Source organism: Roseateles paludis (genome assembly GCF_039872745.1).
GTDB classification, from domain to species: domain Bacteria; phylum Pseudomonadota; class Gammaproteobacteria; order Burkholderiales; family Burkholderiaceae_C; genus Pelomonas; species Pelomonas paludis.
The window spans coordinates 1,153,696-1,179,832 of record NZ_JBDPZD010000002.1; the positions used below are offsets into that span (position 1 = coordinate 1,153,696).

At 67.7% G+C, this 26,137-nt stretch carries 18 protein-coding genes; 13 read left to right on the forward strand and 5 right to left on the reverse strand.

The window, feature by feature from the left end; genetic code table 11:
• Nucleotides 1-157 precede the first annotated feature (157 nt).
• From ABDJ85_RS11100 to ABDJ85_RS11130, 7 genes are all read left to right on the forward strand, one after another.
• Nucleotides 158-3,001, forward strand: coding sequence for a TonB-dependent receptor (locus ABDJ85_RS11100; RefSeq protein ID WP_347704890.1), 2,844 nt, complete (start codon nt 158-160; stop codon nt 2,999-3,001).
• A 131-nt stretch (nt 3,002-3,132) separates the two neighbouring features.
• Nucleotides 3,133-4,797 (forward strand): DUF5597 domain-containing protein, encoded by a 1,665-nt coding sequence (locus ABDJ85_RS11105; protein WP_347704822.1) that lies wholly within the window; start codon nt 3,133-3,135, stop codon nt 4,795-4,797.
• 83 nt (nt 4,798-4,880) lie between these two features.
• On the forward strand, nt 4,881-7,163 hold the full coding sequence (locus ABDJ85_RS11110; protein WP_347704823.1) for a glycoside hydrolase family 95 protein: 2,283 nt from the start codon (nt 4,881-4,883) through the stop codon (nt 7,161-7,163).
• Complete coding sequence (locus tag ABDJ85_RS11115) at nt 7,160-8,497, forward strand: GDSL-type esterase/lipase family protein (protein WP_347704824.1); 1,338 nt, start codon at nt 7,160-7,162, stop codon at nt 8,495-8,497. Before ABDJ85_RS11110 ends, ABDJ85_RS11115 begins: the two co-directional genes overlap by 4 nt.
• Nucleotides 8,498-8,520: 23 nt before the next feature.
• The gene (locus tag ABDJ85_RS11120; RefSeq protein WP_347704825.1) at nt 8,521-9,888 is read left to right on the forward strand and encodes a GH1 family beta-glucosidase; all 1,368 of its coding nucleotides are present in this window, start codon (nt 8,521-8,523) and stop codon (nt 9,886-9,888) included.
• The gene (locus ABDJ85_RS11125) at nt 9,885-11,348 is read left to right on the forward strand and encodes a GH1 family beta-glucosidase (protein WP_347704826.1); all 1,464 of its coding nucleotides are present in this window, start codon (nt 9,885-9,887) and stop codon (nt 11,346-11,348) included. Before ABDJ85_RS11120 ends, ABDJ85_RS11125 begins: the two co-directional genes overlap by 4 nt.
• Before the next feature lie 33 nt (nt 11,349-11,381).
• Entirely contained in the window at nt 11,382-12,794 is a 1,413-nt protein-coding gene (locus tag ABDJ85_RS11130; protein WP_347704827.1) for an MFS transporter, read from the forward strand.
• Nucleotides 12,795-12,855: 61 nt separating this feature from the next.
• On the opposite strand, the gene ABDJ85_RS11135 is transcribed toward ABDJ85_RS11130, so the two are convergent.
• Nucleotides 12,856-15,024, reverse strand: a complete 2,169-nt coding sequence (locus tag ABDJ85_RS11135; protein ID WP_347704828.1) for an alpha-glucuronidase family glycosyl hydrolase — start codon at nt 15,022-15,024, stop codon at nt 12,856-12,858.
• Nucleotides 15,025-15,051: 27 nt separating this feature from the next.
• Nucleotides 15,052-16,146: a LacI family DNA-binding transcriptional regulator gene (locus tag ABDJ85_RS11140; RefSeq protein ID WP_347704829.1), complete on the reverse strand. Its 1,095-nt coding sequence runs from the start codon at nt 16,144-16,146 to the stop codon at nt 15,052-15,054.
• Between the two features lie 340 nt (nt 16,147-16,486).
• Between ABDJ85_RS11140 and ABDJ85_RS11145 the strand changes: the two genes are divergently transcribed.
• The 6 genes from ABDJ85_RS11145 to ABDJ85_RS11170 all read left to right on the forward strand — a co-directional run bounded on the left by ABDJ85_RS11145 (nt 16,487) and on the right by ABDJ85_RS11170 (nt 23,115).
• Nucleotides 16,487-17,281, forward strand: a complete 795-nt coding sequence (locus ABDJ85_RS11145; RefSeq protein WP_347704830.1) for an NAD-dependent epimerase/dehydratase family protein — start codon at nt 16,487-16,489, stop codon at nt 17,279-17,281.
• Nucleotides 17,278-18,816 carry an ATP-binding cassette domain-containing protein gene (locus ABDJ85_RS11150; RefSeq protein ID WP_347704831.1) on the forward strand — a complete coding sequence of 513 codons (1,539 nt, stop codon included), beginning with the start codon at nt 17,278-17,280 and terminating at the stop codon, nt 18,814-18,816. The genes ABDJ85_RS11145 and ABDJ85_RS11150 overlap by 4 nt, the downstream gene beginning before the upstream one ends.
• A 12-nt stretch (nt 18,817-18,828) precedes the next feature.
• Complete coding sequence (gene mmsB / locus ABDJ85_RS11155; RefSeq protein ID WP_347704832.1) at nt 18,829-20,007, forward strand: multiple monosaccharide ABC transporter permease; 1,179 nt, start codon at nt 18,829-18,831, stop codon at nt 20,005-20,007.
• Nucleotides 20,004-21,044, forward strand: a complete 1,041-nt coding sequence (locus tag ABDJ85_RS11160; RefSeq protein ID WP_347704833.1) for a UDP-glucose--hexose-1-phosphate uridylyltransferase — start codon at nt 20,004-20,006, stop codon at nt 21,042-21,044. Before mmsB ends, ABDJ85_RS11160 begins: the two co-directional genes overlap by 4 nt.
• Nucleotides 21,041-22,186, forward strand: coding sequence for a galactokinase (gene galK, locus ABDJ85_RS11165; RefSeq protein WP_347704834.1), 1,146 nt, complete (start codon nt 21,041-21,043; stop codon nt 22,184-22,186). Before ABDJ85_RS11160 ends, galK begins: the two co-directional genes overlap by 4 nt.
• 98 nt (nt 22,187-22,284) lie before the next feature.
• On the forward strand, nt 22,285-23,115 hold the full coding sequence (locus ABDJ85_RS11170) for a FadR/GntR family transcriptional regulator (protein ID WP_347704835.1): 831 nt from the start codon (nt 22,285-22,287) through the stop codon (nt 23,113-23,115).
• Nucleotides 23,116-23,161: 46 nt separating this feature from the next.
• Here the strand turns inward: ABDJ85_RS11170 and chvE are convergent, their stop codons facing one another.
• The 3 genes from chvE to ABDJ85_RS11185 form a co-directional block, all read right to left on the reverse strand.
• A complete protein-coding gene (gene chvE / locus ABDJ85_RS11175) occupies nt 23,162-24,220 on the reverse strand; it encodes a multiple monosaccharide ABC transporter substrate-binding protein (RefSeq protein ID WP_347704836.1) in 1,059 nt (352 codons plus the stop codon).
• Between the two features lie 267 nt (nt 24,221-24,487).
• Entirely contained in the window at nt 24,488-24,886 is a 399-nt protein-coding gene (gene rplQ, locus ABDJ85_RS11180; protein WP_347704837.1) for a 50S ribosomal protein L17, read from the reverse strand.
• 209 nt (nt 24,887-25,095) lie between these two features.
• Nucleotides 25,096-26,085, reverse strand: coding sequence for a DNA-directed RNA polymerase subunit alpha (locus ABDJ85_RS11185; protein WP_347704838.1), 990 nt, complete (start codon nt 26,083-26,085; stop codon nt 25,096-25,098).
• Between the last annotated feature and the right edge of the window lie 52 nt (nt 26,086-26,137).

Sequence of the window (26,137 nt, forward strand, 5' to 3'; positions counted from 1 at the left end):
GATTCCAGAGGACCGCCGTTTCCATCGCCGCCACGCAAGCCGCCCTGCTCTGGGGTGGCCTCGCGTTCGCGCAGACTGCACCGGCCGACAAGACCCCGACAAGATCGAAACCGTCGTCGTCAGCGGCAAGCGCGCCGCCCTGCAGTCGGCCCAGAAGATCAAGCAAAGCTCGGACGAAATCGTTGACTCGATCGTCGCGTCCGACATCGGCGCCTTGCCCGACCGCTCGGTGACCGAAGTGCTGCAGCGCATCGTGGGCGTGACCATCGACCGCACCATGTCCAAGGGCGACCCCGAGCACTACTCGGTCGAAGGCTCGGGCGTGAGCATCCGCGGCCTGACCTATGTCCGCTCCGAGCTGAACGGCCGCGACTCCTTCTCCGCCAACGGTGGCCGCGCGCTCAACTTCGAAGACGTGCCGCCCGAGCTGATGGCCGGCGTCGATGTCTACAAGAACCCTTCGGCCGAGCAGATTGAAGGTTCAATCGGCGGTCTGGTGAACCTCCGCACGGCCCTGCCTTTCGACTACGCCGGCTTCAAGGCCAGCCTGTCGGCCAAGAGCACGTACTCCACGCTCAAGGGCAAGAACCGCCCCGAGGTCTCGGGCCTGCTGTCCAACACCTGGAACACCCCGGCCGGCAAGATCGGCATGCTGCTGAGCCTGGCCACGTCCAAGAGCGGCACCCGCACCGACGCCTTCCAGGTCGAGCCCTACTACCCGCGCACCGACGCCGTGCCCGGCCAGACCGGCACCTACTGGGTGCCCAAGGGTTCGCAGTGGCGCACGCTGGAATTCGACCGCAAGCGCGATGGCACCTATGCCGCCGTGCAGTGGAAGAAGGACAACATGGAGTCCTCGCTGACCTACTTCCAATCGAAGTACAAGATGCAGTGGGACGAGAACGCCATCTTTGCCCAGATCGGCAGCCCCTACAACATCCAGGTGGCCAACGGCCAGTGGGACGGCAACGGCGCCCTGACCTACGGCACGCTGTCGATGAAGGACGGCTCCAAGCTCGACTTCGGCGCCGACACCCGCACGTCCCTGCGCAACTCCACGACCCAGGACATCGGCTGGAACTTCACCTACAAGCCCGACGCCCAATGGACGCTGAAGTCCGACCTGCAGTTCATCACCGCCAAGACCAATAGCTTCGACTCCACGGTGGCCACCGGCGCCCAGATGGCCAAGGAAACCTTGGACCTGCGTGGCTCCATCCCCAGCCTGGTCTTCGACGATGCCGACAGGGCTGCCCTCGCCAACCCAGCCAACTACTACTGGGCCTTCACCATGGAACACATGGACCGGGGCAAGGCCACGGAAAAGGCCTGGAAGGGTGACGCCAAGTACAACTTCGCCGACAGCGATTTCCTGCACGACCTGCGCTTTGGCGTGCGGATCGCGGAGCGCGACGCCGAGACCACCAACAGCACCGGCAACTACCACTGGGCTGCCATCACCCAGCCCTGGCAAGTGGGCTGGAACATCAGCGGCCTGGCCCGCTTGAACGACCCGCGCTTCAGTGGCGACACCTACACGCACGAGTTCAAGAACTTCTTCAACGGCAAGGCCAACGTGCCCTCGCTGATCATGCCGACCCTGGCCACGGCCACCGGCTTCCCGACCAGCTACGCCAAGCTCCAGGGCTATCACGACATCCTGTGCGCCGAGCAAGTGGCCGCCCAGGGCTGGGGCTCCTGCGACAAATGGACACCGGCCACGCTGGGCCTTGACCCGGCGCTGACCAACCTGCAGAAGGAATCGAACCGCGCGGCCTACGCCCAACTGCGCTTCGGCGACGACTCGATGAACATCGACGGCAACGTCGGTCTGCGCCTCGTCCGCACCCAGGCCACGGCCCACGGCAGCACGGTCTATACCGGCAAGGCCATCCCGCCCAACACCACGGGTGTGTCGGTCCCGGTCATCAAGGACTTCAGCGAGACCAAGGACTACACCAACACCTACACCAATGCCCTGCCCAGCCTGAACCTGCGCTGGAAGGCATCGAACGAACTGCAATACCGCTTTGCGCTGGGCACGGGCATCTCGCGCCCCGACTTCAGCCAGTTGCAAGCACAAACCACGCTGAACCAGGACTTTGCCGGCACGACCGACCAGAACTCCGGCGTGACCAATGTGACCAGCGTGACGCGCACCGGGTCGGCTGCTGGCAACCCGCTGCTCAAGCCCATCCGCTCCAACCAGATGGACCTGACGGCCGAGTGGTACTTCAGCCGCACGGGTTCGCTGACGGGTGCTGTGTTCCACAAGCAGCTCAAGGACGTCATCATCAACCAGACGTCCATCATTGGCCTGCCTGACAGTGGGAACAAGGTCCAGGACTTCGTCGTCACCAGCCCGATCAACGGCGCCAAGGGCTCGGCCTCGGGTGTGGAGCTCGCGTTCCAGACCTACTTCGACATGCTGCCGGGCGCGTTCTCGGGCCTCGGCATGCAGGCCAACTACACCTACGTCAGCAGCAAGACCAAGCTGTACACGCCGGTGACCCAGGCCTACTGCACGGGCGGCAACTCTGCCGCGAACGTGAACCTGAACCTCAACGGTTGCGATCTGGACGGCCGCACCTTTGGCAACCTGCCGCTGCAGAACCTGTCGAAGAACGCGTTCAACCTGGCACTGATGTACGACCAGGGCCCGATCTCGGCGCGCATTGCCTACAGCTGGCGCTCCAAGTACCTGCAGAACGTCAACGTGAACGGCACGCAAGGTGGTGACGCTCTCGACACCAACCCGAGCAGCCCGACCAAGGGGCAGACCAATGTGGCCTGGGCGCTGCCGACCTGGGCTGATGGCTTCGGCCAGCTCGACGCCGGCTTGTTCTACAAGTTCGACGACAAGCTGACGGTCGGTCTCGAAGGCTCCAACCTGACTGACTCGCTCTACCGCCAGCTGATGCAACAGCATGTCGGGTTCAAGACGCGCGCCGTGTTCGCCTCGGGCCCGCGCTACACCGTGATGGCGCGCTACTCGTTCTGAGTCCCGCGCACCTGCGGCGGGCGGCCACGAGCTGCCCGCCGCAGGTTCACGTTCCCCCTGCTTACGGCCGCCTGCTGCGGCCGTAAGCTCGTCGCCCCATCGCATCAAGACGCCCGACGTCGCGACTTCACATGCATTTCCGTTCCCTGCGATCGCTCGCCCAGGCTCTCGTCACGCTGCTGCTGGCCAGCAGCCTGGCCACACCGGCCCGTGCCGAGCCCCCTCGCCTCGTCTCGCAAGACGGCCGCCACGCCCTGCTGGTGGACGGCAAGCCCTTCCTGATCCTCGGCGGTCAGGCCCACAACTCCAGCAACTACCCGCGTGCGCTGCCGCAGGTGTGGTCGGCCCTCAAGGACGCCAACGCCAACACCGTGCTGATGCCCATCGCCTGGGAGCAGATCGAGCCCGAGGAGGGCCGCTTCGATTTCAGCTTCCTCGAGGTGCTGCTGCGCGAAGCGCGTCAGCAGAACAAGCGCGTCGTGCTGCTGTGGTTCGGCACCTGGAAGAACACCGGCCCGTCCTACGCGCCGCCCTGGGTGCGCCTCAACCCCAAGCGCTTCCCGGCCATGGTCGACCAGGACGGCAAGCCGAGCTACTGCCTCAGCCCCTTCGGCGAGGAGACGCTCAAGTCCGACCGCCGCGCCTTCGTCGAGCTGATGAAGCACCTCAAGAAGATCGACGGCGAGCAGCACACCGTGCTGATGGTGCAGGTCGAGAACGAGGTTGGCACCTATGGCCTGGTGCGTGACTTTGGCGCCCGTGCGCAGGCGGCGTTTGAGCAGCCCGTGCCCGCTGCTGTGCTGGCGCGCCAGAAGGCGCCTGTTGCCGGTGCCGCTTCGGGCGCACCTTCCGGAAGTTGGAAAGCCGTCTACGGCGACTACGCCGACGAGTACTTCCACACCTGGGCCATTGCCAGCTACATCGAGCAGGTGGCCAAGGCCGGCCGTGCGGTCTACAACCTGCCCATGTACGTCAACGACGCACTGCGCAACCCCATCGAGCCGATGGCGCCCTGGAAGAAGAACTTCGCCAGCGGCGGCCCGCACTACGACGTTATCGACATCTACAAGGCCGCAGCGCCCAGCATCGACATCGCCGCGCCCGACATCTACAACGCCGAGTCCAAGCAGGTGGCGGCCAATATCCGCCTCTACAAGCGCAGCGACAACGCGCTGTGGGTGCCCGAGATCGGCAACGGCGCGCCCTACGCGCGCTACCTCTACGCCGTGCTGGGTGCGGGCTCGCTGGGCGTGACGCCCTTCGGGCTCGACTACTTCCCGTACTACAACTTCCCGCTGGGCTCGCAGGCGACCGACGCCAGCATGGTGGCGCCCTTCGGCAAGGTGTTCAAGGTGTTTGCGCCCATCCAGCGCCAATGGGCGGCCTGGGCCTATGCCGGCAAGACCTGGGGCGCTGCCGAGCCCGATGACCGCTCGCTGCAGAAGATCGAAATGGGCGACTGGGTCGCCGAGCTGAGCTACCGCCAGTGGATGTTTGGCGAGGAGAGCTGGACCGGCCTCGACAAGCGGCCCCACAACGACCAGCCGCGCGGCGGCGTCGCCATTGCCGAGATCGCGCCGGACCAGTTCCTCGTCATCGGGCAGAACACCCGCGTGCGCCTCAAGCCGCGCGAGGGCCTCGCGGGCATGCAGCTGCGCGTCGAGCAAGGCCGCTTCCTGCCCGATGGGCGCTGGGAGATGGAACGCGTCTGGAACGGCGACCAGGTGGACTGGGGCCTGAACCTGATGGACGAGCCCCAGGTGCTCAAGGTCACCATGGGCCGCCTGCCCAAGTAGGACTCGTGATCCGCGCCTGTGCTCTCGCGCTCGCCGCAGTCGGGTGGGCGGCAACGCCTTGCCTGGCGGCGGGTGAGTTGCGCTTGCACTATGCGCAGCCCGCGCCGCTGACGGACGCCGGCTGGGAGCAGCAGGCGCTGCCCATCGGCAACGGCCGCCTGGGCGCGATGCTCTTTGGCCAGGTCGCACGCGAGCGCGTGCAGTTCAACGACATCACGCTCTGGACCGGCGACCGCGAGGTCATGGGCGCATACCAGCCCTTTGGCGACGTGCTGATCGAGCTGGAGGGCCAAGACGGAGTCAGCGACTACCGCCGCGAGCTACGCCTGGGCGAAGGCCGGCACGTCGTCAGCTACCAGGCGGGCGGCACGCGCTTCGAACGCGAGGCCTTTGCCAGCCACCCCGCGCAGGTGCTGGTGCTAAAGCTGAACGCTGACCGACCCGGTCAGTACAGCGGCCGCGTCCGCTTGACCGACGCCCACGGTGCCCGCCTCACAGCCCAGGGCGACCGCATCACCGCCGTGGGCCAGCTGCCGCAGCCTCGGCCCCAAACGCCTGCGCTGCGCTACGCCAGCCAGCTGCGCGTGCTGCCGAGTGGCAAGAGTCCTGGTTGCACGCTCAAGGCCGAGGGCGAGGCCCTGGCCTTCAAGGGTTGCGACAGCCTGACCCTCCTGCTGGGCGCCGGCACCAACTACGTCCCCGACGCGGCCCAGGCCTACCGGGGCAAGGACGACCCCCTGCCCCGCGTGGCCCGCCAGGTGGACAAGGCCGCCCAGCGCCCAGCCCAGCTCTGGCCCGAGCACCTCAAGGACCACCAGGCCCTGTTCCAGCGCCTGTCGCTGGACCTCGGCACCAGCAGCGCCGAGCGCCGCGCCCTGCCCACCGATGAGCGCCTGGCCACCTACACCCGCGACGGTTCTGACCCCGAGCTGGAGGCTCTGCACTTCCAGTTCGGCCGCTACCTCTTGATCGCCAGCTCGAGGAACTCTTTGCCCGCCAACTTGCAGGGCCTGTGGAACGCCAGCAAGACCCCGCCCTGGAACGCGGATTACCACACCAATATCAACGTCCAGATGAACTACTGGCCGGCCGAGGTGAGCAACCTCGCCGAGCTGGCGCGGCCCTTCCACCACTTTGTGCAAAGCCTCGCGCCCGAGTGGCGGCGCGCGGTGGCTGAGCGCGCCGCCCTGGCGCAAAGCAAGGCGCCCCTGCCCCCAGAAGTTCAGCCCTGGGACAACGCCTTTCAGCCGCCATTCGAGACCTTCCTCTCGCCGCAAGGAGCACCGGCGCGCGGCTGGACGGTGCGCACCGAGTCCAACCCCTTCGGGGCCATGGGCTACCTTTGGAACAAGACCGGCAACGCCTGGTATGCGCTGCACTTCTGGGAGCACTATGCCTTCACCCAGGACCGGCGCTTCTTGCAAGCCACGGCCTACCCGGTGCTCAAGGAAGCCGCCCAGTTCTGGCAGGACCAGCTGCGGCCCTTGCCCGACGGTCGCCTCGTCGCCCCCGGCGGCTGGTCGCCCGAGCACGGCCCTGTCGAAGACGGGGTCAGCTACGACCAGCAGATCCTGTGGGAGCTGTTCGATGCCACGGCCCGCGCGGCCCAGGTCCTGGGTGACCGCGAGTTCGAGCGCACCGCCCACGACCTGCGCGACCGCCTGGCCGGGCCCCGCATCGGCCGCTGGGGCCAGCTGCTGGAATGGCTGAACGAGAAGACCGACGACCCGGTGCTCGACACCCCGGCCGACACCCACCGCCACGTCTCGCACCTCTTCGCCGTCTTCCCCGGCCGGCAGATCTCGCCCACCCGCACGCCCGAGCTGGCCGCCGCCGCCCGCAAGAGCCTGGCGGCCCGCGGCGACGCCGGCACCGGCTGGAGCATGGCCTGGAAGATGGCGCTCTGGGCCCGGCTGCAGGATGGCGACCGTGCCTACCGCATGCTGCGCGGCCTGCTGGCCACGCCCGGCGCACGGGCCTCCGAGCAATCTGGCCCGGGCTCCGAAGCCAACAACCACGGCGGCACCTACCCCAACCTGTTTGACGCCCACCCGCCCTTCCAGATTGACGGCAACTTCGGCTACACGGCCGCCGTCGCCGAGATGCTGCTGCAGTCGCACGACGGCGAGCTGCTGCTCCTGCCCGCCCTGCCCAGCGCCTGGGGCACGGGCAGCGTGCGGGGCCTGCGGGCGCGCGGCGGCGTCATCGTGGACCTGGCCTGGCAGGACGGCCGGCTGACCCAGGTGCAACTGCACGCCACTGTGACCCAGCAATTGCGGGTCCGATATCGGGATCGTGCTGTGGTGGTTCCGCTCGCGGCCGGGCAGAGTCGGCGTTTGTCGACCACCCTGGAGTCCCCCCGATGAGCCGCCGTGTCCTGCCACCCCTGGGCGTCTTTCTGCTGGCATTGAGCGTGGCGCCCTGCAGCGCCCTGAATCTGAACCTGAACCTGAATCTCGCCACGCCCAGGCCGCTCGACTGGATGAGCCAGCAAGGCGGTGCAGGGCTGCGCTTCGTGGTGGCCGACTTCGAATCCAAGATCGAGCTGCGCGACGAGCCGGTGACCGTGCCCAAGTCGGACACACCCCGCGTGCCCGACAGCCGTGTCGAGGCCGAGCGCAGCACCAAGGACAAAGACGGCGACGCCATCACCCTGCGCTGGCAGCAAGCCTGGTACGCCGCCCTGCGCCTGGAGCCCACCCACCCCAAGGGCACGGCCGATCTGCGTCCTTTCCTCAATGGCACGCTGGAGTTCGACGTCAAGGTCACCGAAGCCAGCAAGGGCGGCTTCAGCGTCGCCATCGGCTGCGGTACCGACTGCTACCGCAAGGTCAACTACGTGCTGCCCTCTCGCGCGCTGCAGGGCCAGGGCTGGCAGCACCTGGCCTTCTCGATGCGCTGCTTTGCGCGCCCCAAGGACAACTTCAGCCGCGTCACCCAGCCCTTTGTGCTGGAGGGCAGCGGCACGGCCGAGGTCGCGGTGGCCAATATCCGCTTCCGGCGCGATGGCAAGGGCACGGCCAGTTGCCCCGACCCGCGCACCGTCGCCGTCACCCCCAGCCCCCTGAACCAGGTCTGGTCGATCGACTGGTGGATGCCCCGCCACGAGGCCAAGCTGGCCGAGGTGCGCGATCGCCGCGCCAAGGGCGAGGCCATCGACCTCGTCTTCATCGGCGACTCCATCACCGAGGGCTGGGAAAAGGACGGCCGCAAGGTCTGGGATGAAGTCTTCGCGCCGCGCGGCGGTCTGGCCCTGGGCTTTGGCGGCGACAAGACCGAGAACGTGCTCTGGCGCCTGCAGCATGGCGAGGTGGACGGCCTCTCGCCCAAGACCGTGGTCCTGCACATCGGCACCAACAACACCGGCGACCGCCAGGACGAGCCCGAGGCCACGGCCGCCGGTATCCGCGCCATCGTCCAGGAACTGCGCCAGCGCCTGCCCGGCGCCCGCATCCTCGTTTTGAGCATTTTTCCGCGCGATGAGCTCGCAAGTAGCCACCAACGCCGCCGCAATGAGGCCATCAACACCTTGATTGCGGGTCTCACTGATGCAAATTCCGTGGAAGTGCTTAACATCAACGCCCGCCTGATGCGGCCGGATGGCAGCCTCTCCCGAGACGTCTTCCCTGACCTCCTGCATCTGAGCGAAGCTGGCTACCGCCTCTGGGCGGAAGCTCTCCTCCCCCACCTGAACCGCTAAGACGCCTGCCGGTCAAACCGAAAATGACAACGTTTACCTACTCCAGCAATTTCCCCGAAACCTTCGTGTTCGGGGTGGCCGCCGCGTCGGCCCAAATCGAGGGCGCGGCCTTTGCCGACGGCAAGGGCGAGTCGGTCTGGGACCACTTCGCGCGCATCCCCGGCAAGGTGGTGGGCGGCGACAACCTCGATGTCGCCTGCGACCACTACAACCGCTTCGACGAAGACTTCGCGCTGATGGCCTCGCTGGGCGTCAAGCACTACCGCCTCTCGATCGCCTGGCCGCGCATCTACCCCAAGGGCGACGACCAGCTCAACCAGGCCGGCCTCGACTTCTATCACCGCCTGTTTGCCAGCATGGCCAAGCATGGCATCACGCCCTGGGTCACGATGTTCCACTGGGACCTGCCCCAGGCCCTGGAAGAAAAGGGCGGCTGGACCAGCCGCGCCACGGCCGATGCCTTCCGCATCTACGCCGACACCATCGTCAAGGCCTTCTCCAGCGTGGTGAAGAACTGGATCACCCTGAACGAGATCCGCTGCTTCACGGTGCTGGGCTATGGCACGGGCACCAAGGCCCCGGGCCGCAAGGAAAGCGACGCCGTCGTCAACCAGACCTACCACGTGGCCCTGCTCTGCCACGGCCATGGCGTCGCGGCTGTGCGCACCCATGGTGGCCCGGGCGCCCGCGTCGGCCTGACCGACAACTGCGACGTGGCCGTGCCCGTGACCGAAACGCCGGCCGACATCGCCGCCGCCAAGGCCTGGTTCAGCGACAAGAACGCCCACATCCTCGGTGCCATCCACGGCAAGGGCTACTCCGAGTACTACCTCCAGCGCGAGGGCGCCAACGCCCCGAGTTGGGAGGCCGGCGACTTCGACCTGATCAGCCAGCCGACCGACTTCCTCGGCCTCAACATCTACACCGCCACCTACATCCGCGCCGCCTCCGGCGAGGCCTTCCCGCGCGGCTACGAGGCCCTGAAGCTGCCCGCCAACTACCCGCGCGCCGACAGCGTCTGGCTCAACATGATTCCGCAGGCCATCTACTGGGCCCCGCGCATGTGCCAGGAGCTCTACGAGCACAAGTCGATCTACATCACCGAGAACGGCTGCGGCTACGACGTCGAGCCCGTCGAGAACGGCGAGGTGATCGACCTGCACCGCCGCGACTACGTGCGCAACCACCTGCGCGAGGTGCACCGCGCCATCTCCGACGGTGTGCCCATCGACGGCTACTTCCTCTGGTCCTTCATCGACAACTACGAGTGGGAAGACGGCTACGCCCGTCGCTTCGGCATCGTGCATTGCGACTTCAAGACCCAGGTACGCACCCCCAAGCTCTCGGCCCGCTACTACAGCCGCGTCATGCAAGAGAGGAAGATCCTGTGAGCCACACCCCTCGTCGTCGCCAACTCCTCGCCGCTGCCGCGCTACCCGCCCTGGCGCCCACGGCGGCCTTCGCTGCCGACAAGAAGCGCCAGGCAGCGGCTCCCTCGCCGTCGGGCTATGACAGCGCCTTCCCCGCAGACTTCGTGTTCGGCGTCGCGGCCGCGTCAGCGCAGCTCGAAGGCGCGGCCTCCGAGGACGGCAAGGGCGAGTCCGTGTGGGACCGCTTCGCGCGCATCCCCGGCAAGGTCCACAACGGCGACACCCCAGAGGTCGCCTGCGACCACTACCACCGCTTCGACGAGGACTTCGCCCTGATGGCCTCGCTGGGCGTCAAGACCTACCGACTGTCCATCGCCTGGCCACGCATCTACCCGCAGGGCGACGGGGAGGTGAACCTCAAGGGCATCGACTTCTACCGCCGGCTCTTCGCCAGCATGAAGAAGCACGGCATCGAGCCCTGGGTGACCCTGTTCCACTGGGACCTGCCCCAGGCCCTGGAAGACCGCGGCGGCTGGACCTCGCGCCTCACGGTGGATGCCTTCGGCCGCTACGCAGACACGGTGGTGAAGGAATTCGCCGCCAACGTGAAGCACTGGATCACCCTCAACGAGATCGTCTGCTTCACGCTGCTGGGCTATGGCACCGGCACCAAGGCGCCGGGTCGTCGCGAGACGCCCAAGGTCGTCAACCAGACCTACCACCATGCGCTGCTGTGCCACGGCCACGGCGTGCGCGCGGTGCGCCAGTACGGCGGCAAGGGCGCCATCGTGGGCCTGACCGACAACTGCGGCGTGGCCGTGCCGGTGACCGAAACGCCGGCCGACATCGCCGCCGCCAAGGCCTGGTTCATCGACCGCAACGCCCAGGTGCTCGGCGCCATCCACGCCGGCAAGTACACCGAGAACTTCCTCAAGCGCGTGGGTGCCGACGCGCCCGACGTGAAGCCCGGCGACTTCGCTCTCATCAGCCTGCCGACCGACTTCCTCGGCGTCAACATCTACAGCGCCACCTACGTGCGCGCCGGCAAGAACGGTGCCGCCTACGAGGCGCTGCCCGTGCCGACGAACTACCCGCGCGCCGACAGCCCCTGGCTGCGCCTGGTGCCGCAGTGCATCTACTGGGGCACCAAGCTCGTGGCTGACTGCTACGGTCACAAGGCGGTGTACATCACCGAGAACGGTTGCGGCTACGACGACGAACCCGTCGTCAACGGCGAGGTGTTCGACACCCACCGCCGCGACTACCTGCGTGCCCACCTTCGCGAGGCCCACCGCGCCATTGCCGACGGCGTGCCGCTGAAGGGCTACTTCCTCTGGTCCTTCATCGACAACTACGAGTGGGAGGACGGCTACGCCCGTCGCTTCGGCATCGTGCATTGCGATTTCAAGACCCAGGTGCGCACCCCCAAGCTCTCGGCCCGCTACTACGCGGACGTGATGCGACTCCGAAAAATCCTCTGACCCTGAAAGGGGCCTTCGGGCCCTTGCTCTTTCATGCACGCCACCGCCCCGCAAGACCGCATCCCCACCTCCCAGAAAGTCGGCTACGGCTTCGGGTCCTTCCTGGACATGTGGGGCCACTGGCTCTACCAGTCCCTGGCCTTCCACGTGTTCAACATCGGGCTCAAGGTCTCGCCGGGCCTGATCTCGACGGCGCTGGGGGTCAAGATCCTGGTGGACGCGGTGTCGGACGCGATGTTCGGCTGGGTGTCGGACAACACCCGCTCGCGCTGGGGGCGGCGCCGGCCCTTCATCCTGATCGGTGGTGTGCTGTCGGGCATCGGCCTGCCGCTGATGTTTGCCGTGGGCCGCGGCTGGACCGAGATGGAGTACTTCTGGTTCATGCTGGTCTCCCTGGTGCTCTACGTGCCGGTGATGAGTTGCTTCAACATGCCCTGGGTCAGCCTCGGTTCCGAGATGACCCCGGACTACCACGAGCGCACGCGCCTGATGGCCACCAAGATGGCCATCCAGAAGATCCCCGAGCTGGCCATGTTCGGCGCGGCGCAGTTCACCACGCTGGCCATCTTCCATGACGCCGCCGGCAAGCCCGACGTGCTGCACGGCGCCCAGGTCTACACGACCATCCTCGGCGCGATCATGATCATCCTGTCGATCCTGATCTTCTCGATGACCCGCGAGCGCTATTACGACCGCGTGGTCGCGCAGTCGGCCGAGCGCGTGCCCTTCAAGGACACGCTCTACCGCACGCTCAAGAACCGCGGCTTCCGCCGCGTGCTCGGGATGATGCTGGCCTACATGATGGCCACCGCCATGGTGGGCACGCTGGGCTACTACGCTACCGTCTACTACGTCTGCAAGGGCGATGTGGAGATGGGCGCCAAGTGGAACACCCTGATGGGCGTCTCGGGCATGGTGTTCGGCCTTGTGGGCATCCCGTTCTCGGTGTGGCTCTCCAAGCGCGTGGGCAAGCGCAATGCGCTGCTCGTGATCCTGGCGCTGGCCATCTGCGCCTTCATCGGCGACTGGTTCTTCTACAACCCCAACATCCCGTGGCTGCAGCTCTTTGCCAGCGGCTTCGTGGCTTTCACCGGCGCGGGCTTCTGGACCATCTACGGCTCGACGCTGGCCGACGTGATCGAGAGCGATGAGCTCGACACCGGCCTGCGCCGCGAGGGCTCGTTCTCAGCCTGCGCGTCCTGGATCTCCAAGGCCGGCCTGGCGCTGGGCAACCTGGGCTCGGGCTGGGTGCTGCAGTTCACCGGCTTCAATGCCGACCTGCCCGCTCAGAGCGACGACGCCATCTTCCTGATGCGCGTGTTTCTCTCGGGCATCCCGGCCGTCGGCCTGCTGCTCGCCATCATCGTCATCGCCGGCTTTGGCCTGACCGAGAAGCGCATGTACGAGATCCGCAACGAGCTGGAAGCCCGTCGCGGGGCCGTCTGAGCCTGCGGGCCGGCACGTCGCTTTTCACGTCCCGGCCATGCGCCCAGGAGCCTGCGCAAACTCAAGGCGCGTAATGCAGCTTGTGCGCCTTGTAGTCCTCAAGCTTGAGCGCGGGCGGCTTCACCCCCGCCGGCAGCGGCAGCCCGTTGACCGACTGGAAGTAGGCAATGCTCGCGTCGCGCCACCACTGTGCGTCGCGCTCCTGCGCCTTGAGGCGCGCCGCCACGTCGGCAAAGCGCTCGGGGTCGATCACGCCCTGCAGCTGCGCCCAGCGCGCCCGCATCGCGGCCACCTGCTGCACGCCCAGGTCGTAGTGGGCGATCAAACCGGGCCACAAGGCCTGGCCCGAGGGCAGCTTGTAGTCCCACGGCAGATGGTGGAACCACAGCAGCAGCTCAGGCTCGGTGGTGGCCGGCTGGCCCCAGCGCGCGGCCACGGCCGGCGCGTACTGCGACACCGCCTGGCTGCCGCGTGCGCTGCGGTCAAAGCCGATGCCGGACTTGTCGGCACGGTGGTAGTAGACCGGGTTCCACTCCGGCCGCGCCAATTCAGACACCCACAGGCCCGGCCCGTAGTGGTGGCTGGTGGCCATCAGGTGATGCAGGCCCAGCGGCGTCATGTAGTTGACGACGGCCTCGCGCGAGCCCTGCATCATCTGCACGATGGACTCACGCGCCGGCTGAGGCACGCTGAAGGTCTGCTGCACCCACTCGCGGGCGATGGCGTCGCTCTTGAGCTCAGGGTCCCAGGCCATGCGGCCAAACACATACCAGTTGGCCTGGTCGAAGTGCGAGCCGCTCCAGTTGCGCTCGCTGCCCACATTGGCCACGCCGGCCATCATCGTGACTCGACCGTCGCCGTAAAAGCTGCCGTCCAGGATGCGCGCCACCGTGGCCGGCCCGTTGCCGCCAGGCTGGTGGGTGTCGGCGCGCAGCACTTCCTCGTACATCGGGCCCAGGTAGGCCAGGTGCGTGGCAAAGCCGAGGTACTCCTTGGTGATCTGGAACTCCATGCCGAGCTGGGTCTTGGGCATGGCGCCGAACATCGGGTGGAAGGGCTCGCGCGGCTGGAAGTCGATCGCGCCGTTCTTGACCTGCACCACCACATTGCTGGCGAACTGCCCGTCCCAGGGCACGAACTGCTGGTAGGCCTGCTTGGCGCGGTCGGTCGCGTCGGCCTCCGAGTAGACGAAGGCACGCCAGACCAGCAGGCCGCCATGCGGGCGCAGCGCGTCAGCCATCGGGGCCGCGCCTTCGGCGTGCGTGCGGCCATAGTCATGCGGGCCCGGCTGGCCTTCGGAGTTGGCCTTGACGAGGAAGCCGCCAAAGTCCGGGATCAGGCGGTAGACCTCGTCGACCTTGGCCTGCCACCAGGCACGCACCGCCGGGTTGGCGGGGTCGGAGTTGGGCAAGCCGCCCAGCTCCTTGGGCGAGGAGAAGCGCACCGACAGGAAGACCTTCTGGCCATAGGGCCGCAGCTCCTCGGCAATGGCAGCCACCTTGGGCAGCCAGTCACTCGCCAGCACCTCGGGCTTGCTGTTGACGTTGTTCAGCACCACGCCGTTGATACCGAGCGAGGCATTGGCCCGCGCGTAGTCGCGGTAGCGGGTGCTGCGCATGTCGGGCAGCTCCCACCAGTTCCAGATCGACTGGCCGGCATAGCCGCGCTCGACGGTGCGGTCCAGGTTGTCCCAGTGGTTGAGCATGCGCCAGACGAACTTAGGCTCGGCGCGCTGATCCAGCCGGGCGACATCGGCGCCGGTTTGCAATGCGCGCAGCCAGGCAAAGCTGCCGTAGAGCAGGCCGCGCTCGCTGGCCGCGCCGATCACCGTCACGCGCTGGCCGCCTGCGGTCATGGTGCGGAGCACATAACCGCCCTCACGCAGTGCCTTCAAATCGGCATCGAGCAGTTGCAGCGCCGACCATTGGCCGGGCAGCGCCAGCACCACAGCCGGCCCCTGCCAGGTGCTGCCGCGCACCGGCTTGCGGCCGCTCAGGCCGGCGATGCCGCGTTCCAGTTCATCGGCAGCAGCCTGCGCCATCGCACCGGCCTTGGGGGGCAACAGCACGCGGCCGGCTTGGCGGCTGAGCGCCGTGGCCTCGGCCTGGGGCAAGGCGGCATAGCGCAGCCAGAGCTGGTAGCCGTCTTCGGCGCGGCCGGGGGCCGAGATCAACAGCGCGGTCGCGAGGCCGCCGAGCAGGCGCAGGAGGAAAGAGCCGAGGTGTCTCATGGGCGCAAGCCGCGCCGGGCGCGGACGTCAGGGGTCAAGTACCGCGCTTGGCGAAGCCCGCACGGCCGGGCGCACACGGGGCGGCGCGTCGGATTGCCGACGCACCAGGGTGTGGCCCAGGACCACATTCTCAGGGGAGATCAGATGTCTGTTGACTTGGTCGTGAATTTGTTCGACCAGGATCTGCAGCGCGCGGCAGGACATCTCGGCAATCGGCTGGCGGATGGTCGTCAGCTCGGGCCACACCGTGGTGGCGATGGCGGTGTCGTCAAAACCGACGACGGACAGGTCGCCCGGCACATGCAGGCCGCGCTGGTGCGCCACGGCGACGCTGGCGGCGGCCATGTCGTCATTGGCGGCAAAGATGGCCGTCGGGGCTTGCGCCTGGGCCAGCAGGCGCTCGGCCGCGTCCAGGCCCGAGCGGTAGGTGAAGTCGCCGTCCACCACCAGTTCAGGCGCCACGGCCAGGCCCGCCGCTGCCATGGCGCGCTGGAAGCCCTCCAGCCGGTGCCGGCTGGCGGCCTGGCTCAGCGGACCCCGGATGAAGGCAATCCGGCGATGACCGAGGCCGATCAGGTGGCGGGTCATTTCCTGCGCGGCGGCGGCGTCGTCCACCGTCACGGTGCTGACCAGGTCGCGCTGCGGGCCGGGGGGCCGACTGGCCACCAAGGCCACCGGGGTGCCTGCGGCCTCGACAGCGTCGAGCAGCTCGGCGTTGTCGGACAGCGGCGGGGGCAAGACCAGGCCCTGCAGCCCGCTGGCGATCAGCTCGGTGGCCCGCTCGACCTCACTGGCGCCGGGCGGGCATTTGTCCAGCACCACACGGGCCGGCATCTGCTGGTGGCCGGAGCCTTCGAGCAACCCGACCAGGATCTCACCGAGGTAACCGCCACTGGGGTTGCTGTAAAGCACGCCCACGCCCACCTGCTCCTGCACGGCCAGCATGCGGGCCGAGGTGTTGGGGCGGTAGTTGAGCTGCTCGATGGCGGCGCGCACCCGCGCCACGGTGTCGGGCCGCACTACTTCCACACCATTGACGACCCGCGACACCGTCATCGTCGACACGCCGGCCAGCTGGGCTACGGCCTTCATGGTCGGCGGGAGCGTGGTGCGCGTCAGCATGTGGCCAATCAAAGCGGGTCGGTCCTTCAAAGCAGTGCGGAATTCTGCGAGCCCCGGCGCCCGGCGCCTAGCTCGGGACAACACCATATAGTCTGACTCTATTTGCCGCTTCACCCCGGGTTAACGCCATTTACAGCCAGCCAATTAATCAAAAGACTGATTATTTTTTGATCGTGATCGATGTAGGTTTCGGTATTGAGATGCCCTGCGGGCGCGTTCTGCGTAGCCCCGGGGGCGGTGCGCCCGAGCGCGTCGTGCCACACTGCCGCCCCGGGCGGCAGCCAAGGTTGTCTGACAACTTGGTGGTGCGCGCCGGCACATCACGAGACACGACCAGACCATGACCCTTCGCAAGCTTCTCCTGACCGGCGCCGCCGGCAACCTGGGCCGCGTGCTGGCCACCGACCTGGCCTCGCTGTGCGACGAACTCGTGCTGAGCGACCTGCCCGCGTCGCTCGACAAGCATGGCATCCGGGGCGTGGGCTGCGACCTGGCCGATGCCGATGCCGTCGAGGCGCTGATGCAGGGCGTCGAGACCGTCGTGCACCTGGGCGGCGTGTCGGTCGAGGGGCCCTTCGAGCCCATCCTGCAAGCCAACCTGCGCGGCGTGCACAACCTCTATGAGTCGGCCCGGCGCCAGGGCACGCGGCGCATCGTCTTTGCCAGCTCCAACCACGTGATCGGCTGCGCGCGCCAGGGCCAGAAGCTCAAGCCCGACTGCGAGCCCCAGCCCGATGGCAACTACGGCGTCTCCAAGCTGTTTGGCGAAGGCATGGCCCGCCTGTACTGGGACCGCTATGGCATCGAGTCGGTGTGTCTGCGCATCGGCACCGCCCTGCCCGAGCCCATCGACCGCCGCAGCCTCTCCACCTGGCTCAGCCCGCGCGACCTCTTCAGTTTGATCCGCGCCTCGCTGACCGCGCCCCAGGTCGGATTCACGCTGGCCTACGGCAACTCCGCCAACCCACGCGCTTGGTGGGACAGTACCGAAGCCTGGGCCCGCCTCGGCTTTGTGCCGCAAGACAGCGCTGAGCCCTGGGCCGCCCAACTCGAATCCATCCACCCCCCTGAAGACAGCCGGGCCGCCCAGATGCAAGGCGGCGGCTTCCTGAACATGGGCCCCTACGACCGATGAACCCGACCCCCACTCCGCCCCCCCTGCTGGAGATGCGCCACATCTCCAAGAGCTTCGGGCCCGTGCAGGCCCTGCGCGACGTGACGCTGTCCGTGCTGCCGCAGACCATCCACGCCGTCGTCGGCGAGAACGGCGCCGGCAAGTCCACGCTGATGAAGATCATCAGCGGCGTCTACCCCCACGGCAGCTATGGCGGCGAGATGCTGCTGGAAGGCCAGCCCCAGCGCTATGGCGGCCTGCGCGACAGCGAGGCCAAGGGCATCGTCATCGTCCACCAGGAGCTGGCCCTGGTGCCCCTGCTGTCGGTGATGGAGAACCTCTTCCTCGGCCACGAGCGCGCCCGCTTCGGCGTGGTGGACCGCAAGGCCCAGCGCGAGCTGGGCCGTCAGGCGCTGGCCAAGGTCGGGCTTGATGTCGACCTGGACACCCCGGTGGAGCGCCTGGGCGTGGGCAAGCAGCAGTTGATCGAGATCGCCAAGGCCCTGCTCAAGGACGTGCGCCTGCTCATCCTCGACGAGCCCACCGCCAGCCTCAACGAGGTGGACAGCCAGGCCCTGCTAGACCTGATGCTCAAGCTCAAGAGCGAGGGCATCGCCTGCATCCTGATCAGCCACAAACTCAATGAAGTGGCGCGCGTGGCCGACGACATCACGGCGCTGCGCGACGGCGCCACCGTGGACCACTTCAACTGCGCCGACGGCCCGCCCAGCGACGACCGCATCATCCAGGCCATGGTGGGCCGCGCGCTGACCGAGCGCTACCCCCAGCGCGAGCACAAGCCCGGCGCCGCCGTGCTGGAGGTCGAAGGCTGGACGGTCACCCACCCGCAGCATCCGGACCGCGAAGCGCTGCGCAACATCAGCTTCAAGGTGCGCGCCGGCGAGATTGTCGGCGTGGCCGGCCTGATGGGCGCGGGCCGCACCGAGCTGGCCATGAGCCTCTTCGGCCGCAGCTGGGGCCGCCCCGTGGCCGGCACCGCGCGCATCGACGGCCAGGCCGCCGACCTGAGCAATGTGCCCAAGGCCATGAAGGCGGGCCTTGCCTACGTGACCGAAGACCGCAAGGGCCTGGGCCTGGTGCTCGACCAACCCATCGCGTTCAACACCAGCCTGGCCAACCTGGACGCGCTGGCCACCGCCGGCGTCGTCAACGCCGCCAAAGAGCATTCGGTGGCCGAGCAGTACCGCGCCCAGCTCAAGCTGCGCTGCCACAACGTCGAGCAGGCCGTGGGCCAGCTCTCGGGCGGCAACCAGCAAAAGGTCGTGCTCGCCAAGTGGCTGTTCAGCGAGCCGCGCGTGCTCATCCTCGACGAGCCCACGCGCGGCATCGACGTGGGCGCCAAGGCCGAGATCTATGCGCTGATGGCCGAGTGGGCCGCGCAGGGCAAGGCCATCCTGTTGATCTCGTCCGAGCTGCCCGAACTGCTGGGCCTCTCGGACCGCATCCTCGTCATGGATGACGGCGAGTTCGTCGCCGAATTCCCGGCCGCCGAGGCCACCCAAGAACGCATCCTGTCCGCCATCCTCAAGCACTGAGAAGAAGACGTCGTGAACGCCACCACCACCCCCTCCTCCGCCTGGGCCCACCTGTCCAGCCAGCTGCGCCAGTACGGCATGCTGATGTCGCTGCTGGTCATCATGGGCCTGTTCCAGCACCTGACCGAAGGCACGCTGCTGCAACCGGTCAACCTGACCAACCTGATCCTGCAGAACAGCTACATCGTCATCATGGCGCTGGGCATGCTGCTGGTGATCGTGGTCGGGCATATCGACCTCTCGGTCGGCTCGGTCGCCGGCTTCGTCGGCGCCCTGGGCGCCGTGCTGATGGTCGAGCACGAATGGCACTGGGCCTCGGCCACCGCCGTCTGCCTGGTGGCCGGCGGCGTGATTGGCGCGATGCAGGGCGCCTTCGTGGCCTGGCTGCGCATCCCATCCTTCATCGTCACCCTGGCCGGCATGCTGGTCTTCAAGGGCCTGGCGCTGTGGCTGCTGTCGGGGCAGTCGCTTGGCCCCTTCCCGCCAGAGTTCCAGGCCATGGCCAGCGGCTTCTTCCCGGGGCCGGACTCAGAAGCCAATCCGCGCCAGGTCTCGCTGCTGATCGCCGCCGTGGTGGTGCTGCTTGCGGTCGGCCTGGCCTGGCGTGACCGCGCGAGCGCACGCCAGCACGGCATCGTCGTCGAACCCCTGGCGCTGTGGCTGGGCCGCCTGGTGCTGTTCTGCGGCCTGGGCCTGGGCCTGGTGTGGCTGCTGGGCGGCTACAAGGGCCTGCCCGTGGTGCTGCTGATGATGGCCGTGCTGACCGCCGTGTACGCCTTCGTCACCCAGCGCATGGTGGTGGGCCGCCGGCTCTACGCCCTCGGCGGCAACGAGAAGGCCGCTCGCCTCTCGGGCGTGCAGACCGAGCGCCTGGTGTTTGCCAGCTTCGTCAACCTGGGTGTGCTCACCGCGCTGGCCGGCCTCATCTTTGCCGCGCGCCTGAACACCGCCACGCCCAAGGCGGGCCTGGGCATGGAGCTGGACGTGATCGCGGCCTGCTTCATCGGCGGCGCCTCGGCCTCGGGCGGCGTGGGTCGCGTGGGGGGCGCCGTGATCGGTGCTTTCGTGATGGGCGTGATGAACAACGGCATGTCGCTGCTCGGGATCGGCATCGACGTGCAACAGGTCATCAAGGGCCTGGTGCTGCTGGCCGCCGTCTGCTTCGACGTGCTGCAGCGGAGGCGTGGATGAGGCCAGGCTTCGTCCCCACGCAGCACCCGCACCGCCGGCACAACCCGCTGACCGGGCGCAGCATCCTGGTCTCGCCGCAGCGCAATCTGCGGCCTTGGCAGGGCGCACAGGAGGCGCCCGACTTGGGCGAGCGTCTCGCCCACGACCCGAGCTGCTACCTCTGCCCCGGCAATGCGCGCGCAGGCGGCGTGGCCAACCCGGCCTACGCGGGCACCTACGTCTTCCCGAACGACTTCCCGGCCCTGCAGCCGGACACGCCCGCGCCCGCCAACGAGGGGGGCCTGTTCGCCATCACGCCGGCCCGCGGCGAGGCGCGCGTGCTGTGCTTTTCTGAAAACCATTCGCTGACCCTGCCCGAGCTCTCGCAAAGCGCGCTGGAAGGCGTCGTGCAGGCCTGGGTGGCGCTGCAGGCGGAACTGGGCCAGCGCTGGCGCTCGGTGCAGCTCTTCGAGAACAAGGGCGCCATGATGGGTTGCTCCAGCCCGCACCCGCACGGCCAGGTCTGGGCGACTGACTTCCTGCCCGACGAGGTCGAGCGCGAGGACCGCGCCCAGGCCGCCTACCTGTCTCGCCTCGGGCGCAATCTGCTGCTGGACTACGCCCAGTTGGAGGTGCAGTCCGGCGAGCGCATCGTCGAGCTCAACGAGCACTGGCTCGCCGTCGTGCCCTTCTGGGCTGCCTGGCCCTTCGAGACGCTGGTGCTGCCACGCGCACATGCGGCCCGCATGACCGACCTCGACGCACCGCGCCAGTCAGCCCTGGCCAGCCTGCTCAAGGCCCTGACCACGCGCTACGACAACCTCTTCAACTGCTCGTTCCCGTACTCCATGGGCTGGCACGGTGCGCCGTCAGACGCTGCCGACACCCAGGCCTGGCTCTTGCACGCGCACTTCTACCCGCCGCTGCTGCGCTCGGCCACGGTGCGCAAGTTCATGGTGGGCTTCGAGATGCTGGGCGAGGCCCAGCGCGACCTCACGCCCGAGCAAGCCGCAGCCCGGCTGCGCGCCACGCCGTCCGCCCACTACCGCCACCGATGAACGCCGTCTCCCCTCTCGACGCCCTGCGCAGTGCTTTCCAGCATTGGTCCGGCCAGGCGCCTGACACCGTCGTGCGCGCCCCGGGCCGCGTCAATCTCGTGGGCGAGCACACCGACTACAACGACGGCTTCTGCCTGCCCGTCGCCATCGACCGCTGGACCTGGGTGGCCCTGCGCCTGCGCACCGACAGCACGGTGCGCGTGCGCGCACTGGACCTGGGCCTGCCCGACGACTGCTTCGCCCTGGATGCCCCGCTGCAGCCCCTGCCCCAGCCGCACTGGGCCAACTACGTGCGCGGCGTGCTGCACGCCATCCAGTCGCGCGGCCATGCGCTGCGTGGCATGGACATCGCCATCACCGGCAACGTGCCGCAGGGCGCAGGCCTGAGCTCGTCGGCCTCGCTCGAAGTGGCGCTGGCCGAGGGCGTGCGCCGCAGCCACGCCCTGCCCCTCAGCGGCCACGACCTGGCCCGCATCGGCCAACAGGCCGAGCACGAGTTTGCCGGCTGCCGCTGCGGCATCATGGACCAGCTGTGCTCGGCCCTCGGCGAAGCCGGCAGCGCCCTGCTGCTGGACACCCGCAGCCTGGCGGTGCAGGCCTTCCCCATGCCTGCTGAGCTGGCCGTGGTGGTGATCGAGTCGCGCATCCAGCGCGGCCTGGTCGAGAGCGCCTACAACGACCGCCGGCGCGAATGCGAAGAAGCCACCCGCGCGCTGGGCCTGCCGTCCCTGCGCGAGGCCCAGATGGCTGACCTCACGCGGCTGGACGGCACATTGCTGCGCCGCGCCCGCCACGTGGTGACCGACAGCGCACGCGCCATGCAACTGGCCACGCTGCTGGCCTCGGGCGACCTCGTCGCCATCGGCCGCCTGCTGCGCGAGGCCCATGCCTCGCAACGCGACGACTTCGAGATCAGCCGGCCCGAGATGGACGCCCTCGTCACGCTGTGCAACGACGCCATCGGCCCCGAAGGCGGTGCCCGCATGACCGGCGGCGGCTTCGGCGGCTGCGTCGTGGCCCTGCTGCCGCACGCCCGCGTGCCCGCCCTGCAGGCCGCCCTGAACGCCGGCTATCGCGCTCCGAATGGCGAGCCTGCCGTACTGCACCGCTGCCAGCCCACGGCCGGCGCGGGGCTTGCCTGAGCGTGACGGTGAGGAGTGCCCCTGAGGCCGACGCGCATCTCGCGCGCGACAATTCCCTGTTCGCTGGCGAGCCGACCAGCCCGCCCGATCCCATTGCGATGACCCTTCAGCCCTCCAACGACGCCACCCACCTGCCTCCCGAGGCCCAGGCGTCACGCAAGAGCCGGCACGACAGCATCGTGGCTGAGCTGGGTGTGGGCATCGTCTCGGGTGAGTTCCCGTCTGGCACGACGCTGCCGCCTGAAGCCATCCTGCTCGACCGATTCGGCGTCAGCCGCTCGGCGCTGCGCGAAGCCATTCGCGTGCTGTCCGCCAAGGGCCTCGTTGTTTCGCGCCAGCGCACGGGCGTGGTGGTGCGTCCGGCCAGCCAATGGCATCTGCTGGACCCCGACGTGCTGGCCTGGCTGGTGGCCAGCCAGCCGCAGGCCGAATTCCTGCGCAACCTGCTCGATGTGCGCCGCGTGATCGAACCCGGCACGGCCGCGCTGGCTGCGCTGGCCGCCACCCAGGACGAGCTGACCGGCATCCGCGATGCCTACGAGCGCATGGAAGCCGCCGTTGACTCGCCGGGGGCGGGGCTGGAGCCCGACGTGGACTTCCACCGCCGCATCGCCGAGGCCACGCATAACCCGCTGCTGGCCCACATCGGCAGCATGCTGTCGCTGGCGCTGCGCGAGTCCATCCAGGTCTCGAACCAGGCGCCCAACACGCATGTGCTCTCGCTGCCCCGGCACAAGGCCGTGCTCACGGCCCTGGAGCACCGCGATGCGCTCGCCGCCCGACAGGCGGTGCTGGTGCTGCTGGACATGACCACCGCCGACCTCGCACAGGCCCTGCACCTGGACATGTCCGGCGAGCTGGGCGCCGAGGCCGAGACGCCCGCCGCCGCACCGGCAGCTCGCAGCCGCATGGCTCGCAGCCTAGGCTGAGCCATCACGGCTCCGGCAGCGCCGCACCCGGCGCTGCCGCACTGTCTCAGCGCAGCTGGGATTCCTTGTAGTAGCCGGAGTCGACCAGCAGGGCCTTCCAGTTGCTCGCGTCGACGGTGACTGGCTTGAGCAGGTAGGCCGGCACGACCTTCACGCCATTGTTGTAGGTCTTGGTGTCGTTGACCTCGGGCGTCTTGCCGGCGACCAGCGCATCCACCATCGAGGCCGTCACCTTGGCCAGCTCACGCGTGTCCTTGTAGATGGTCGAGTGCTGCTCGCCCTTGAGGATGGACTTCACCGACGGGATCTCTGCGTCCTGGCCAGACACCGCCGGGCACGGCTGCTTGGCCGTGCAGTAGCCCACGCCCTTGAGCGAGGACAGGATGCCGATGGAGATGCCGTCATACGGCGACAGCACGGCGTGGACCTTCTCGGTGCCGAAGAAGGCCGAGAGCAGGTTGTCCATGCGGGCCTGGGCGGTGGCGCCATCCCAGCGCAGCGTGCCCACCTTGTTCATGCCCAACTGCTTGCTGCGGATGACGAGCTTGCCGCTGTCCAGGTAGGGCTTGAGCACGCTCATCGCGCCGTCATAGAAAAAGTAGGCGTTGTTGTCGTCCGGCGAGCCGCCGAACAACTCGATGTTGAACGGCCCCTTGCCCTGCTTGAGCCCCAGCTTGTCGACGATGGAGCCGGCTTGCAGCACGCCCACCTGGAAGTTATCGAAGGTGGCGTAGTAGTCGACGTTCTTGGTGCCCTTGATCAGGCGGTCGTAGGCGATGACCTTGATGCCCTGGTTCGCTGCGTTCTGCAGCACCTTGCTGAGCGTCGTGCCGTCGATGGCCGCGACCACCAGCACCTTCACGCCCTTGGTGATCAGGTTCTCGATCTGCGCCAGCTGGTTGGGGATCTCATCCTCGGCGTACTGCAGGTCCGCCTTGTAGCCGCGCGCCTGCAGCTCCTTGACCATGTTGGCACCATCGCTGATCCAGCGCGCCGAGGACTTGGTCGGCATCGCGATGCCGATGGTGCCCTTGCTTTGTGCGTGGGCTGAGACGGCGGCCGCAGCCAGAGCAAGGACGAGGGCGCAGGACTTCAAGAATTTCAAGGGGAACTCCAAGGACAGGGGCCAAGCCCGAAGCTAGGCAGCCCTGCAGGCAAGACGGGCCGTACGGCCGATTGATCGATCCATCGGCCCCAGGGCGCCGTGGTCGGCAAGGTGTGTTGCGCGCAGCAAATGCGCGGCGCCCAACGGCGCGGATTATTTGCTGCCGCCACAATCCGCGCCTCCATGAATCCTCTAGGCGCTTCAGGCACAAAAAAGCCCGCACAAGGCGGGCTCTATGGGTTTGCAGCCTGGGCGGCGGCGCGCGCTTTATTCAGCGACGGCGTCAGCCGGGGCAGCTTCGCCGCCATCAGGACGGTCCACCAGCTCGACGAAAGCCATGGGGGCGTTGTCGCCGATGCGGAAGCCCATCTTCAGGATGCGGGTGTAGCCGCCCGGACGGGTGTTGTAGCGCGGGCCCAGCTCGTTGAAGAGCTTGGTCACGATGTCGCGGTCGCGCAGGCGGTCAAAGGCCAGGCGGCGGTTGGCGACGGTGGCTTCCTTGGCCAGGGTGATCAGCGGCTCGACGATGCGACGCAGTTCCTTGGCCTTCGGGAGGGTGGTCTTGATGGCTTCGTGCTGCAGCAGCGAGACCGCCATGTTGCGGAACATCGCCTTGCGATGCTCGCTGGTGCGGTTCAGCTTGCGGAGGCCGTTACGGTGACGCATGGTGCTTGTCCTTTCCTACTCTCTGTAATGCCAGCAGCCGTATCAGGTACTGCCGGGTGCACCGACTGAGGTTGGTCAACACCTCAGCCATTCTTCAAACTTCAACCACTCACCCGACCGATTCAGCGGCACTGGTGGAACTGGCTTTGCCAGGCCACTCAGTGCGCCCCCTTGAGGGGGCCGGCGAAGCCGGTAGGGGGTGGTCTAAATCAGCGCTTGTCCAGACCCTGGGGAGGCCAGTTCTCGAGACGAGCACCCAAGGTGAGGCCGCGCGAAGCGAGCACTTCCTTGATCTCGTTGAGCGACTTGCGACCCAGGTTCGGGGTCTTGAGCAGCTCGGTCTCGGTACGCTGGATGAGGTCGCCGATGTAATAGATGTTTTCGGCCTTGAGGCAGTTGGCCGAACGCACGGTGAGTTCGAGCTCGTCCACGGGGCGCAGCAGGATCGGGTCGAAGCTGCCAGCGCGTTGGGCCGGCTGGTCGAAGGCGTCGACCAAGTCGGTGCCTTGCAACTGCGCGAACACCGCGAGTTGCTCAACCAGGATCTTGGCCGAAGCGCGGATCGCTTCCTCGGGCGAGATGGCGCCGTTGGTTTCGATCTCCATCACCAGCTTGTCGAGGTCGGTACGCTGCTCGACGCGGGCGTTCTCGACCGCGTAGCTGACGCGGCGCACGGGGCTGAACGAAGCGTCCAGGACGATGCGGCCAATGCTCTTGGTCGGCTCGTCGCCGAAGCGGCGCATGGTGCCGGGCACATAGCCACGGCCCTTCTCGACCTTGATCTGCATGTCCAGCTTGCCGCCTTGCGACAGGTGGGCGATGACGTGGTCGGGGTTGATGATCTCGACGTCGTGCGGAGTCTGGATGTCGGCCGCCGTGACGGGGCCTTCGCCTTCCTTGCGCAGCACAAGGGTGACTTCTTCGCGGTTATGCAGACGGAAGACCACGCCCTTGAGGTTCAGCATGATGTGAACCACGTCCTCTTGCACGCCGTCGATGGCCGAGTACTCGTGCAGCACGCCGGCGATGGTGACTTCCGTCGGCGCATAACCCACCATCGACGAGAGCAGCACACGGCGCAGGGCGTTGCCCAGAGTGTGACCGTAGCCGCGTTCGAACGGCTCCAGCGTGACCTTGGCGCGATGACCGCCCAGGGGCTCCACGTTGATGGACTTGGGTTTGAGCAGATTGGTTTGCATGAGGTCTTTCTATCAATACCCTCGGTTCGTTACACCGATAAGGCTGAGGACC

Coding starts and splice junctions, on each gene's coding strand:
- ABDJ85_RS11135 (WP_347704828.1), bottom strand. CDS start 15,024: ATGAGACACCTCGGCTCTTTCCTCCTGCGCCTGCTCGGCGGCCTCGCG.
- ABDJ85_RS11145 (WP_347704830.1), top strand. CDS start 16,487: ATGACCCTTCGCAAGCTTCTCCTGACCGGCGCCGCCGGCAACCTGGGC.
- ABDJ85_RS11160 (WP_347704833.1), top strand. CDS start 20,004: ATGAGGCCAGGCTTCGTCCCCACGCAGCACCCGCACCGCCGGCACAAC.
- ABDJ85_RS11120 (WP_347704825.1), top strand. CDS start 8,521: ATGACAACGTTTACCTACTCCAGCAATTTCCCCGAAACCTTCGTGTTC.
- ABDJ85_RS11115 (WP_347704824.1), top strand. CDS start 7,160: ATGAGCCGCCGTGTCCTGCCACCCCTGGGCGTCTTTCTGCTGGCATTG.
- ABDJ85_RS11105 (WP_347704822.1), top strand. CDS start 3,133: ATGCATTTCCGTTCCCTGCGATCGCTCGCCCAGGCTCTCGTCACGCTG.
- ABDJ85_RS11170 (WP_347704835.1), top strand. CDS start 22,285: ATGACCCTTCAGCCCTCCAACGACGCCACCCACCTGCCTCCCGAGGCC.
- ABDJ85_RS11185 (WP_347704838.1), bottom strand. CDS start 26,085: ATGCAAACCAATCTGCTCAAACCCAAGTCCATCAACGTGGAGCCCCTG.
- rplQ (WP_347704837.1), bottom strand. CDS start 24,886: ATGCGTCACCGTAACGGCCTCCGCAAGCTGAACCGCACCAGCGAGCAT.
- galK (WP_347704834.1), top strand. CDS start 21,041: ATGAACGCCGTCTCCCCTCTCGACGCCCTGCGCAGTGCTTTCCAGCAT.
- ABDJ85_RS11140 (WP_347704829.1), bottom strand. CDS start 16,146: ATGCTGACGCGCACCACGCTCCCGCCGACCATGAAGGCCGTAGCCCAG.
- ABDJ85_RS11150 (WP_347704831.1), top strand. CDS start 17,278: ATGAACCCGACCCCCACTCCGCCCCCCCTGCTGGAGATGCGCCACATC.
- ABDJ85_RS11130 (WP_347704827.1), top strand. CDS start 11,382: ATGCACGCCACCGCCCCGCAAGACCGCATCCCCACCTCCCAGAAAGTC.